The organism is Pseudonocardia sp. TRM90224 (assembly GCF_021245725.1).
Taxonomy (GTDB): domain Bacteria; phylum Actinomycetota; class Actinomycetes; order Mycobacteriales; family Pseudonocardiaceae; genus Pseudonocardia.
Genome location: NZ_JAJGSX010000067.1, coordinates 19,028 through 31,711 on the forward strand (window position 1 = coordinate 19,028; position 12,684 = coordinate 31,711).

Here is a 12,684-nt window from a genome sequence, read left to right on the forward strand (position 1 = left end):
GACGTCAGCCCTTCGGTGCTCCTAGATCAGGGCGCGAGCTGCTTCCCGAACAGGTTCCGGGCCAGCACCAGCTTGGTGGCGGCCGCGGTGCCGTCCGCGAGCTGCAGCCCGATGACGTCCCGCAGGCGCTGCGCGACGGGCCCGTCCTCCGACCAGCCGACGTGCCCGAGGGTCAGCAACGACTGGTGCACGGCCTCCATCGCCGCCTTCGGCGCCCACCACTTGGCCATGTTCGACGACACCCGCGGGTCGAGGCCGGCGTCCGCCATCGACAGCGCCTCGAACGAGACCAGCCGCGCGGCATGCAGCTGCGTGATGTGCTCGACCAGCGGGAACGCGACCGCCTGGAAGGTGGAGAGCGGCCGGCCGAACGCCTCGCGGCGCGCCGCATGCTCGGCCGCCTCGTCGAGGGAGACCCGACCGACCGCGATCGCCATCAGCGCGATCAGCGCGCGCGAGAACGCAAAACCGCGCATGACCTGCACGAACCCAGCGCCGGGCCCACCGACGACGTCCTCGGGCCCGACCCGCAGACCGTCGAAGACGAGGTTGCCGCGACCGCCGGCCCGGCAGCCGAGGTCGTCGCACCGCTCCCGGGTCACGTGCGCCTCGTCGAGGGGCACGTAGAAGGCGGTGACGCCGTGCGCGCCCTGCTCCCCTGTCCGCGCGAAGACCAGGCCGTGGGTGGCGTAGGCCGTCGACATGATCGAGGCCTTCGTGCCGTTCAGCACCCAGCCGTCGCCGTCGGGTGTGGCCCGCATGACGATGTTGGCCGCGTCGGTGCCGTGGCCGGGCTCGGTGAGGCAGACCGCGACCAGCGCCCCACCGGACGCAATCGCCGGCAACCACCGCCGCAGCTGCTCGGGGGTGGCGCTGCCGATGAGCACGTCGGCCGTCAGCGCCGCGTTGAGCACCGGGAAGCACACGGACAGGTCGGCAGCGGCGAGCTCTTCGAGCGCGATGCCCGTGCTCGTCGCGTCGAGCCCCAGCCCGCCGTGCTCGACGGGCACCCGCAACCCGAAGAAGCCGTGCGCGCCCATCTCGGCGATCAGCCCGTCGCGGTAACGACCGCGCTGGTCGTGATCGCGGCGGAACGGGGCGACGTGCTTGGCCGCGAATTCGGCGGATCGTTTGGCGAAGATCTGCTGCTCGGCCGAGAACCCGAATCTCATCATGCTCCCAACTGAGCGCGAAGCTGATCCCGCAGGGCGAATTTCTGGATCTTCCCGGACGGCGTCCGGGGCAGCTCGGACGTGAACTGCAAGCGTTCCGGCCAGTACTGCTTGGCCATTCCGAGGTCAGCAAGGTGGCGCTGGATCTCGGACATCGGCAACGGGTCGCCGCGGGTCACCAACACCGCGCACGCACGCTCGCCGAGCCGTTTGTCGGGATATCCGACAACAGCGACGTCCTTGACGTCCCGGTGCCGCAGCAACGCCGCCTCGACCTCGATGGCGGGCACGTTCTCCGCACCACGAACGATCAGATCCTTGACGCGGCCGGTGATGCGGATCCCGCCGTAGCCGTCGGCGCGCGCCAGGTCGCCGGTGTCGAACCAGCCGTCCGCCGTCAGACACGCCGCATAGACGTCGTCGCGACGGTGGTAGCCGAGGCACTGCGCCGATCCGCGGACCTGCAACGACCCGGAGCGGCCCGCGGCCACGGGCCGGCCGTCCTGCGGGTCGACGATGCGGACCTGCATGCCCGGCACCACCGTGCCGTCGCTCTCGGTGGCGCGTTTCGCCGGCTCCTCCGGGCGGGTGATCGTGACGCAGCCGTTCTCCGTCATGCCCCACAGCGCGTAGAGCCGGCAGCCGAGCACCTCGGCGCACTGCTCGGCGAGCACCGGCGGCACGGGCGCGCTGCCGGTCGCGAAGGCCTTCAGCCCGGAGAGGTCGAGCGGCGCGGCTCGCTGCGCCTCGATGAGGTCCGCGAGGAAGGGCGGAGCGCCCATGAAGAACGTGACCCGCTCCTCGGCGAGGAGGCGCAGCACCGCCTCCGCATCCCAGTGGTCGACCTGAACGGCCGTCGCGCCCAGCAGCAGCGGCATGAGGAAGTTCCAGGTGTAGCCGGCCTGGTGCGTCGTCGGCGACCCCATCGCCGTCACCTCGGACGCGTCGAGGTCCAGCACGTCCGCCTGCGCCTTGTTCATCGAGTACAGAGTGTTGTGGCTGTGCACAACACCCTTCGGCTCGCCGGTCGTTCCGGAGGTGAACATGACCTGCGCGAGATCGTCGGCGCCGGCCTCGACCGCGCCCTCCAGCGACGCCCCGCCTGCCAGCAGCTCGCGGTCGAAGTCCAGCGCGCCGCTGGCGCCATCGCCGCCCAGCAGGATCCGGTGCCGCAGGGTGGGCACGGCCGCCGCGACACCGGCGCTCATCCGGTCGAAGTCGAACCCGCGGAACTCGGCCGCGGCCAGGTACACGGGGCTCTCGGTGAGCCCGACCATGAACTCGACCTCGCGCCGGCGCATGATCGGGACGATCGGCCCGGCGATCGCGCCGATCCGCGCGCACGCCAGCACGCTCGCGACCAGCTGCCACGAGTTGGGCAGCTGCATCGTGACGACCTCGCCGTGACGCACGCCGAGGCGGTGCAGGTTGCCGGCGATGCACTCGACCTCGTCCGCGAGTTCGCGGTAGGTCAACGCGACCCGGCCGCCGGATCCGTGGCAGACCAGCGCGGTCTTGTCCGGGGTCACGGCGACCGCACGCCGCAGGTCGTCGAGGACGGTCCCGTCGCGCCACCATCCCGCGGCTCGATAGGAGTCAGTCATGACCAGCCTCCCGTCGGGTTCTTGTGGCTTGGGCGACGATCGCCGAGGCCGTGATGCCCGCCCGCTCGATCAGGCTGCGCTGCGACCCGGCGACGCCGACGAACTGGTCGGGCAGCCCCATCCGGTGCACCCGCACGGGCATGAGCTCGGTCAGCGCCTCGGCGACGGCGGAGCCGAAGCCCCCGGCACGCCAGTGCTCCTCGACGGTGATGACCGTCCCGGTGACGTCGGCCGCGGCCGCGAGCGTTGCGACGTCGAGCGGCTTCACCGTGTGCACGTGCAGGACGGTGGCCTCGATGCCGCGGTCCGCCAGCACGTCCGCGGCCTCGAAGGCGGCCAGCACGGGGTACGGCCCGCAGGCCGCGATCGTAATGTCGGCGCCCTGGCGCAGCACCTGCGCCTGACCGAGCCGCACCGGCGGGCCGTCCGGCATGTCCGGCGTGGCGTTGCGGCCGAGCCGCAGGTAGACCGGGCCCGGCAGCGCCATCGCCTGGCGCACCAACGTGTCTGTGGAGGCCGCATCACTCGGGACGACGACGGTCATGTTCGGCAGCGCGCGCATCACCGCCAGGTCTTCGAGGGCGTGGTGGGTGGGCCCGAGGTGCCCCGCCGACACTCCCGAGTGGGTCGCGGCGATCCGCACCGGCAGGTCGTTGTACGCGATGTCGATCTTCACGGCCTCGACCGCCCTGGACGACGCGAACGCGGCCATGGTGTTCGCGAACGGGACGCGGCCGGACTTCGCCAGCCCCGCTGCCGCCGTCATGAGGGTGTGCTCGGCGATCCCGAGGTTGACGTAGCGGTCGGCCGCCTCGCCGAAGTCGATGCCGCTGAACAACCCGGTGTCGGTGTCGAGGCAGACGAGCCGCTCGTCTACGGGCAGCAGCTCGACGAGGACGTCGCGATAGACCTCACGCGACGAGCGCGCCTTCGCCTCCGGTGGCGCGACGACCGCGAGGCCGGTCATGACGGCCGTCCCGCGCGCAGCGCCGCGACAGCACTGCGGTGCTGGCGTGGGCTCAGCCGGGCGTAGTGGCTGCGGGCCTGGTTCTCGACCGCGGGGATGCCCTTGCCCTTCACCGTGTGCGCGATGACGACGGTCGGCCGGTCGACGACCGGCGCAGCCGAGAAGGCGTCTGCGAGCGCCTCCACGTCGTGCCCGTCGACTTCGAGGACCCGCCAGCCGAACGCCCTCCATCGGTCCGCCAGCGGTTCGAGGCTCGTGATCGTGTCGGTCTCGCCGGTGATCTGCAGCCCGTTGCGGTCGATGACCGCAACCAGGTTCGCCAGCCCCTGGGCCGATGCCACCGCGGCGGACTCCCAGACCGAACCCTCCTGCAGCTCCCCGTCGCCCATGACGACGACGGTGCGGCGGTCCGTGCCATCGAGCTTCGCGGCGAGGGCGAACCCGACCCCGAGGCCGAGCCCGTGGCCCAGCGACCCGGTGGGCATCTCGACACCCGGCACGGCGGTGCTCGGGTGCGCCATCATCGTGCTCCCCGGGGCGCAGTAGCGCTTGAGCCGCTCGACCGGGAAGAACCCGGCCTCGCACAGCACGGCGTACAGGGCGATCCCGCCGTGCCCCTTGCTCAGCAGCAGCACGTCGCGCTCGGGCATCCGCGGCTCGTGCGGGTCGACCAGCAGCACCCGGAAGTAGAGCGCCGCGAGGATCTCGACCAGCGACATGGAGCCGCCGACGTGCCCGCCCTCCGGACCGGCGCACATCGCGAGGATGTGCTCCCTGATGCGGATCGTGATCTCGTCGAGGTCGGCCGGACGCACCGGCGGGGAGCCGGGGTACTCGATCAAGGTGCTGCTCATGGCACCGTCCTCCATGGGTCAGTTCGGATGTAGGCCGGTGAACTCGAGGCCGTGGCGCTCTGGCCGGCCATAGCGGACGTTCATGCACTGCACGGCGTTGCCCGCGCCGCCCTTGACCAGGTTGTCCAGCGCAGCGATCACCGTGACGTCCGGCGATCCGCGGTCGAGCGCGAACCCGATGTCGCAGAAGTTCGAGCCGGAGAGGATCTTGGCGTCGGGGAACCGGTGCATGCCCCGGCGGTGCGCGACGATCCGGACGAACGGCTCGTCCGCGTAGGCGGCGCGGTAGACCGACCTGATCTCCCGCTCACCCACCCCGTCGGCCAGGCGGGCCTGGCAGAGCAGCTGGACGCCGCGCACGGCCTCGACGCCGGTGGCCGTCATGCGCACCGGCAGGCCGGTCGCCTGGGCGATCTCCGCCTCGTGCCGGTGCCGGGTGGGAGCGAAGACGCGCAACGCGCCGCTGCGTTCGGCGTGCAGGTTCTCCACGCCGGCCCGGGCGCCGGAGCCGCTGGATCCGGTGCGCGCGTCGACCATGATCCGGTCGGTCACCAGGCCGGCTCGGGCCAGTGGGGTGAGCGCCAGGATCCCGGCGTTCGCCATGCAGCCGGGCACGCTGATCCGGTCGGCAGTGCGCAGCGCCTCGCGGTTCAGCTCGGGCAGCCCGGGCACGAAGGTGCCGAGCAGCTCGGGCGCGACGTGCGGCAGGCCGTAGTACTGCTCGTAGACCTCGGGGTCGGCCAGCCGGAAGTCGCCGGAGAGGTCGATGACCGTGGTGGCCCTGCCCAGGAACTCGGGCATCCGCTCCATCGTCTCGCGATGCGGGGTCGCAAGGAACAGGACGTCGTAGTGGCCGAGGTCCTCCACGGCGGAGAACACGAGCTGAGTGCGGTTGCGCAGGTTCGGGTGCACGTTGTCGATCTGGCGCCCGTGCAGACCGCGCGACGTCACCGCCGCGAGGTCGACGTCCGGGTGGGCGAGCAGCACACGCAGCAGCTCACCGCCGATGTAGCCGGCCGCGCCGACGACCGCGACCCGGATCACGACTCGGCTCTCGCGAGGAGCAGGGCGACGATGCGATCCGCGACGTCGATGTCGGTGTGGGCGCCCTGGAAGCCTCTGAACTCCACACGGTCGTTGACTTCCAGCACGGTGAGCCGTCCTTCCTCGTCCTCGATCAGGTCCACGCCGGCGATGTCCGCACCGACGGCGGCCGCGGCCCGCCGGGCGAGATCGGCGATCTCGTCGCTCAGCGGGCACACCTCGCTCACGGCGCCGCGGGCGACGTTGGTGCGCCACCCGTCGTTCGTGCGGTGCGTCGCACCCAGCGGCTCGCCGCCGACGACGACCACGCGGATGTCCCGGTCGGCCTTCGGAACCAATGCCTGCAGGTACACGATGTGCGCCTGCGGCGACGGCAGCGCCTCGATGTGCTCCAGCACCGCGGCCGCCATCGGCTCGTCGCGGACGAGGGTGACCAACCGGCCCCACGACCCGACGAGCGGCTTGATGACGGCCGGGTAGCCGATCTCGCCCAACGCCTTCAGGGCGGCGTCCGGCGACATCGCCAGGGTCGTGGTGGGGGTCGGGATCCCGGCGGCGACCAACGCGGCCGACGTGCGCCACTTGTCGCCGCAGACCGTCGACGCCGCGGCGGTGTTCACCACCGTCACCCCCGACGCCTCCAGCGCGCTGGCGGCGTAGAGCGCGCGGTAATGCCCCAGCTCCCTGTTGAGTACTAGCCCGGGCGTCGCCGCGACGGATCCGGCGGTGACGAACAACGCGCGGGGGTCGAGCCACTCGAACGCGATCCTGCGCTTCTCCAGCGCCGCGATGATCAGCTTCTCCTCGAATCGCATCCGCGATCCGAGGATTCCCACCCGCGGCAGATCCGGCGCGGTCATCGGCTTTCCTCCCGCTTCGCCCGCCGCCCTACTCGCCCCAGTCCTCCTCGACGTCCGGAGCGAGCGTGACCTTCGGCGGCAGCACCGACTCGATCTCCAGCTCGCTGCGGCACTCGAGGCACTCGAGGATCTCGTGCGCATACGCCTCGGCCGGGAGCTGCACCTCCGTGGCGCACTCCGGGCACTCAGCGCCGTACACGGTGTTCTGCATGACTGGCCACCCCTTTGCATCGGTATTGCCGTTCCGCAAGGACGAATTTAGGAGGATCCGGCGCAGATATCCAATAACCGTCGCTACTCGGCCGGCCTGGTCGCGCTAATGCCCGGGGTCATTAGCGGGCGCCGCTCCAAGTATTAGCGGCGCTTCTGGCTTTTCCGCAGAGATTGCGGGCGACAAACCTTAGGCTGGAGCGAAGCCTTTCGATCACGAGCAAGGAGTGCAGGTGACAGAGACGCTGTCCGCCCCGGACCTCGATCGCACACCCGGTCAGGCATTCGCCGCAGAGATCACCCCGTGGCAGAACCCCGATGGCCTGGTGATGCATTTCGACAAGCACCTGCCCGCAGCGTTCCCGCTCTTCGCGTCGCGGCCGCGCTACCCCGTCCGGCACCTGCTGAAGACCGCGACGGTGCCCGACGCGCCGGCGACGTTCGTCCACGAGCCGCCGCGGGGTGCCCTCGGCGCCGCTGGCACGTCGTACCGGACCACGCCGGAGGCGGCCTTCGCGCCCCGGCTCGCGCAGACGCCGCTGACCGATCTCGTCGCCCGGGTGCCCGTCCCGGCCGGGTTGCTCGACCATCCCGAGCTGCTCGCCCAGTTCATCGACTTCCGGGTGCTCGTCCGCCTCTCCGTGGTGGAGAACCAGTCGCTGCTCACCGGGACCGCCGACGGCTCCATCGTCGGCCTGCTGAACCTGCCCGGCGCACGGCGCACCGACTCGCCGCTCGACATGGAACGCGCGATCATCCAGACGGCCGCCGAGGTCGAGGAAACCGGCGGCTCCTGCGACGGCATCGTCGCGCACCCGTTCGCTTATTGGGAGATGGTCCGCACCGGCCTGCTGAGCAGGCTGCAGGTCGCGGGCATCACGGTGTCGCGAACGCGGATGATCCCGCGCGACCGGATCCTGATGGGCGACTTCAAGGCGGCCTTCACGCTGCTGCTGCCGGGTGTTGCGCACATCAAGCTGCTGCGCGGCGCCGGGGGCGACGTCATCGAGGCGTCGAGCCGCATCGGGCTGGCCGTGCACTTGCCTCAGCACCTGATGACCCTGTCCTGGGCTGCTGACGATGAGTGAGCCGCGGGTCCTCTACATCACGGGCTGGCTGCGCAGCGGCAGCACGCTGCTCGGCAACGTGCTGAACGAGCTGCCCGGCGTGCTGCACGTCGGCGAGCTGCACTACCTGTGGCGCAACGGCGTCCTCAAGCAGGGCACGAACTCGTCCTGCGGCTGCGGCGCCGACCTGACCGAGTGCTCCGTCTGGTCGTCCGCGCTGCGTGCCGACGACACCGCGGAGCCGGCGGCCGCGGCCCGGATGGTCGCCCGGCAGCAGCGCTACCTGCGCACCCGGCACACGCGGGCGCGGTTGGCCGACTGGCAGGGCGGCGCCATCCCTTCCCAACCGATCCTGGAGACGACCGCGCGGACCGCCGCCATCTACCGGCGGCTCGCGGAGCACGGCGCCGAGCGGCTGGTCGTGGACAGCTCCAAGTACCCCGCGGAGGCGGCCGCGCTGCTCGGCCGCCGCGACGTCGACGTCCGGATCCTGCACATGGTGCGCGACCCCAGACCGACGGCGTTCTCCTACCGGCAGGCCAAGGCCTACATCGACCCCATCGGCCCGGCGCGCAGCAGCGCCTACTGGACCGCGTTCAACGCCGCGTCGGAGCTGCTGGGGCGCGCGGCGCCCGACCGCTACCTGCGACTCCGGCACGAGGACATGTGCGCCGATCCGCGTGCAGCGTTGACGGCGGTCATGCGGTTCGCCGGTCTCGACGGCGAGCCGCCGATCGATGCCCACGGCCGCGTGACGCTCGGCGAGAACCACTCCGTCACGGGCAACCCGGACCGCCTGTCCCGCGGATCGCGACCGATCAAGGCCGACGACCGCTGGCGAAAGCACCTCGGCACCCGCGCGATCGCGGCCGCGTCGTCAACCGCGCTGCCGCTGCTCGCGCGCTACCGCTATCCGCTCCTGCCGATCACGTAAGGGAAGCTCATGGACCTGGGGATCAAGGGTCGCGTCGCGCTCGTGGCCGCGTCGAGCAGCGGTCTCGGGCTCGCCGCCGCGAAGGCGCTCGCCGCGGAAGGCGCGCACGTCGCGCTGTGCGGCCGCGACCGGGTGCGGCTGGCCGTGGCGCACGCCGAGGTCAACGCGGTGGGACCGGGGGACGTGCTGAGCGTTCCGGTCGACATCTGCGACGACCGGGCGGCTGCGGCGTGGGTCGCCCAGACCGCGGACGCGTTCGGCGGCATCGACATCGTCGTGACCAACACGGGCGGCGTGCCGTTCGGCCCCATCGACAACTTCCGGGCCGCCGATTACCGGGAGGCGATCGGGGAGAACCTGCTGCCGCACGTCGCCATCACGCTGGCCGCGCTGCCGATCATGAAGGTGGCCGGCTGGGGCCGGATGCTGATGATCGCTTCCGAGTCGATCAAGCAGCCCGCCGCGGCCAGCGGCCTGTCGTCCGTCGCCCGGCTGGGCCTGCTCGGCCACATGAAGGGGCTGGTCCACGCACTGGGCCCCAACGGCGTCACCGTCAACGTCATCGCGCCGGGTTACCACCGCACACCCATTCTCGATCGCCAGTTCGGCGCCGACGTCGAGGCGAAGCTCGCGGCGACGGCGGCCGGCATCCCGCTGGGGCGCCTCGGCGACACGGCGGACTTCGGAGCCGTCGTCGCCTTCCTCTCCGGGGAGCAGGCCTCTTACATCACCGGCTCGGTCCTGGTGGTCGACGGCGGCAACACCCGCGGAATCTGACGAATGGACACGACCATGCTCGGGCACGTCGCCAGCAACCGGCCGGCCCCGCTCCACGTCATCAAGATCGGCAGTGCGTCGCTTCGGCACGAGAACGTGTTCGACGAGCTCGCCGAGATCCGTCGGCGCGGCGCGCGGGTGCTGCTCGTGGCGGGTGGCGCGGCCGGCATCGCGGAGCACTACTCCGGCATCGGCCGTGCTGTGCGTTCGCTGCGCCTGCGCAACGGTGACGAGGTGCGCTTCTGCCCGCCGGAGGAGATGGCGCACGTCGTCGACAGCTATGAGCAGGTCACGTTGCCGCGGGTGGCGCGGGCGCTGCGCGATCGCGGGCTGACGGCCCACACCGCCGTCGCCCAGGACGACCGGCTGGTGTGCGCCACCGCGAACGCGCCGATCCGGGCCGTCCAGAACGGCCGGACGGTGATCGTGCGCGACCACCGCGCCGGGGTGGTGTCCGCCGTCGACCGCGCCCGGCTGGAAACCCTCCTCGCCGCCTTCGACGTCGTGTGCCTCTCGCCGCCGGTCGCCGACGCGGCGGGCGGTTCGGCGTTGAACGTGGACGCCGACGTGCTGGCCGCCGAGCTGGCGAACGCGCTCGACGCGGACCACCTGCGGCTGGTCACCGGCACGCCGGGGCTGCTCAGCGATCCGGCGGACCCGACGTCGCGGCTGGCCGGCCTCACGGCGGGCGAGGGCGGGGCGTACGCCAAGGGCCGCATGCGGCAGAAGGTGCGGGCGGCGGAGATCGCGCTCGCGGGCAGCGCCGCGGACGTCGCGATCACCGGGCCGCACGCGCTCTCCCCGGCGTCCGGCACCCGCTTCTGGCGCGCTGTGGCGCCGGACCCGCAGTTCGCGTTGCTGTCGAACGCCGTCGAGATCTCCTCCGTCTCTACCGACGAGCGGGAGCTCGCCGACCACCTGCTGGACTGGTGCACCGAGCACGGCATCAACGCCGGGATCGACCCGGCCGGCAACCTCGTCGCGGTGCGCGGCTCGGGCCCGCAGCGGCTGTTGATGCTCGGCCACCTCGACACGGTGCCGCACCGCTGGCCGGTCCGGTGGGACGGCGAGACGCTGTACGGGCGGGGGTGCGTCGACGCGAAGGGCAGCCTCGTGGCCTTCCTGCAGACCCTCGCCGCCGTCGAGGTCCCGCCCTGGGCGCAGGTGCGCGTCGTCAGCGCGGTCGAGGAGGAGATGACCGGCGCGGGCGCCTTCCACGTGCGGGACGCCTACCCGGCTGATGCCGTCGTCATCGGGGAGCCGAGCGGCGCGCGTGCGTTGACCATCGGCTACAACGGCCTGCTGAAGGTGCGGCTCACCGTCACGTCGCCGGTCGGGCACACGGCGGGCCAGGGGGTGCGGACGGCCGCCGACCAGCTGGTCGACGTCGTCTCTCGGGTGCGGGAGGTGGTCGCCGCGGCGTCCCCGGAGGCGATGCCGGCAGTGCTCGGCATCGACGCCCGCAACGGCGGCGACGTCCAGGTGGGCGAGGCCGTCCTGGACATCCGGGTGCCCCAGGCGACCGACGTGCACGAGCTCGCCGAGCTGGTCCGCGCCGCGGCCGCGCCGGCGGAGGTCACCACGCTGCGGGCGACCCCGGGCGTCACGACGTCGCGGTCGAGCCCGCTGGTCACCGCGTTCTCCCGCGCCTTCCGAAGCCTCGGCGTGGCCCCGCGGTTCCTGACCAAGAAGGGCAGCAGCGACATGAACACGCTGGCCACGACGTGGCACGGCGTCCCCATGGTCGCCTACGGGCCGGGCGACGCCGCCCTCGACCACAGCCCTGACGAACACATCGACGCGCAAGAACTCCGCCTGGCGCAGGAGGTACTGGACCGGACCGTGGCGAACTGGTTCGCGCAGGTCGGTCATGCGATGAAGGCAGGCTGAGGTTTTCGGCGTGGCCTTTGCTCCGGATCCACCCATCGGGGTGGGATGAACTCCGGTAACCCATCCACTATTCGGACGAACCATTCGGTGGCATGGATCTCCCGATGATGTGCCTTGCACAGCATCACCAGATTGTTGACTTCGGTCGGTCCGCCGTTCTGCCACTCAACAATATGGTGGATGTCGCACCAACTCGCCGGGCGACCACAACGGGCGCATCCGCGGTCACGGGCTGCGACGGCGCGGCGCATTCCGTCGGGAATCACCCGGTTTGCGCGGCCGATGTCGAGTGGCTGACTGTCGCCGTTCATGACGATCGGGATGACACCTGCGTTGCAGGCGAGCAGCCGCAGATCCTTCGTGGTGATAGTGCCGCCGAAGTCGAGGACAGCAGTCCGAACCCGGGTTTCCAGCTCTGCGAGTGGGATGTGCACGTTGAGGTGCGGCCGGTGCCCGCCGGCGTGGGGGACGTCGCCGTGGTCGAGGACGTACCCGCAAACGTCAGCCAATGCCTCAGCCTGCCGTTGCCCAGCACTGCGCTGATCATTGCTAGTGGTCGGCTTCGACTTCGCGTCGATCAGCGTGGCGATGGTGGCGAACAGGACCGGGTTGTCGAACCGGCCCTTGATCGTCCCGCCGGCCCGGTCGGGATGGCGGGTGATCGTCAGCTCGTTGACCTCGGACTCCGGGCCGTCGTCAGGTTCGGGCCCGTCCTGGTCGAACGACCGGACCACCCGCATCCCCAGCGTGAAGAGACCTTGCGGGTCGAACACCGCCGCCTGGTCCGCGAGCTGCGCTTCGACGTATGCACAGTCCGCCGGCGTCAACCGCCCGGCCTCCTTCGAGCCGAGGACCTGGACGATCTTCTCGACATGCCGCAGGCTCATCACCCCGGCCTCGAACGCCGCCGCCGTGGCCGGCAGCCGCGGCGGCAACACCTGACCGTCCAGCGTGATCCGAGGGCAGACGTGCTCCGCTGCTGTCACGTACCGCTGGGCATCGTTGTGATCGAGGTTCCACAAGTCCCGGATCGCATGGATCGACGACCTGTACCCCCGCGCATGAAAGCCGCCCTCACGAACAAAAGCACTGATCGCGCAAACCCTCGCAAAGTCCACCCGACGCCCCAGAACCTCCAACTCACGGGTCGCACTACACCGTTCTTCGAACGTCCCGACCAGGGTGTCTACCTGCAGTTGTGCCACCCCGTCGAAGGCGGCCTGCAGGCTCTCGGACATATCTCCATTTTAGACGTGGCGAAGATCCATAGCCAGTCCAATTTCGCTCCGCACACCCCTGGGTAAA

Annotated in this window: 12 protein-coding genes; 4 read left to right on the top strand and 8 right to left on the bottom strand. The window is 71.2% G+C overall.

Going from position 1 to position 12,684, the window contains the following annotated elements; translation table 11 throughout:
* Window positions 1–26 precede the first annotated feature (26 nt).
* From LL648_RS41365 to LL648_RS41395, 7 genes are read right to left on the bottom strand one after another with little or no spacing between them, the layout of a single operon-like run.
* Window positions 27–1,175, bottom strand: a complete 1,149-nt coding sequence (locus tag LL648_RS41365) for an acyl-CoA dehydrogenase family protein (protein ID WP_232668452.1) — start codon at window positions 1,173–1,175, stop codon at window positions 27–29.
* The gene (locus LL648_RS41370) at window positions 1,172–2,776 is read right to left on the bottom strand and encodes an AMP-binding protein (RefSeq protein WP_232668453.1); all 1,605 of its coding nucleotides are present in this window, start codon (window positions 2,774–2,776) and stop codon (window positions 1,172–1,174) included. Before LL648_RS41370 ends, LL648_RS41365 begins: the two co-directional genes overlap by 4 nt.
* Window positions 2,769–3,743 (bottom strand): transketolase family protein, encoded by a 975-nt coding sequence (locus LL648_RS41375; protein ID WP_232668454.1) that lies wholly within the window; start codon window positions 3,741–3,743, stop codon window positions 2,769–2,771. The genes LL648_RS41370 and LL648_RS41375 overlap by 8 nt, the downstream gene beginning before the upstream one ends.
* Entirely contained in the window at window positions 3,740–4,597 is an 858-nt protein-coding gene (locus LL648_RS41380; protein WP_232668455.1) for a transketolase, read from the bottom strand. The genes LL648_RS41375 and LL648_RS41380 overlap by 4 nt, the downstream gene beginning before the upstream one ends.
* A gap of 18 nt (window positions 4,598–4,615) precedes the next feature.
* A complete protein-coding gene (gene argC, locus LL648_RS41385) occupies window positions 4,616–5,641 on the bottom strand; it encodes an N-acetyl-gamma-glutamyl-phosphate reductase (protein WP_232668456.1) in 1,026 nt (341 codons plus the stop codon).
* A complete protein-coding gene (locus LL648_RS41390) occupies window positions 5,638–6,501 on the bottom strand; it encodes a RimK family alpha-L-glutamate ligase (RefSeq protein WP_232668457.1) in 864 nt (287 codons plus the stop codon). The genes argC and LL648_RS41390 overlap by 4 nt, the downstream gene beginning before the upstream one ends.
* A gap of 28 nt (window positions 6,502–6,529) precedes the next feature.
* Window positions 6,530–6,712 (bottom strand): lysine biosynthesis protein LysW, encoded by a 183-nt coding sequence (locus tag LL648_RS41395; protein ID WP_232668458.1) that lies wholly within the window; start codon window positions 6,710–6,712, stop codon window positions 6,530–6,532.
* A 232-nt stretch (window positions 6,713–6,944) separates the two neighbouring features.
* Here LL648_RS41395 and LL648_RS41400 point away from each other — a divergent pair, with 232 nt between their 5' ends.
* From LL648_RS41400 to LL648_RS41415, 4 genes are read left to right on the top strand one after another with little or no spacing between them, the layout of a single operon-like run.
* Entirely contained in the window at window positions 6,945–7,799 is an 855-nt protein-coding gene (locus tag LL648_RS41400) for a family 3 encapsulin nanocompartment shell protein (protein ID WP_232668459.1), read from the top strand.
* Window positions 7,792–8,712 carry a sulfotransferase gene (locus tag LL648_RS41405; protein WP_232668460.1) on the top strand — a complete coding sequence of 307 codons (921 nt, stop codon included), beginning with the start codon at window positions 7,792–7,794 and terminating at the stop codon, window positions 8,710–8,712. The genes LL648_RS41400 and LL648_RS41405 overlap by 8 nt, the downstream gene beginning before the upstream one ends.
* A 9-nt stretch (window positions 8,713–8,721) precedes the next feature.
* Entirely contained in the window at window positions 8,722–9,489 is a 768-nt protein-coding gene (locus LL648_RS41410) for an SDR family oxidoreductase (protein WP_232668461.1), read from the top strand.
* A gap of 3 nt (window positions 9,490–9,492) precedes the next feature.
* Entirely contained in the window at window positions 9,493–11,379 is a 1,887-nt protein-coding gene (locus LL648_RS41415) for a M20/M25/M40 family metallo-hydrolase (RefSeq protein WP_232668462.1), read from the top strand.
* Here the strand turns inward: LL648_RS41415 and LL648_RS41420 are convergent.
* The gene (locus LL648_RS41420) at window positions 11,358–12,617 is read right to left on the bottom strand and encodes an HNH endonuclease (protein WP_232668463.1); all 1,260 of its coding nucleotides are present in this window, start codon (window positions 12,615–12,617) and stop codon (window positions 11,358–11,360) included. The genes LL648_RS41415 and LL648_RS41420 overlap by 22 nt on opposite strands.
* Window positions 12,618–12,684 lie beyond the last annotated feature (67 nt).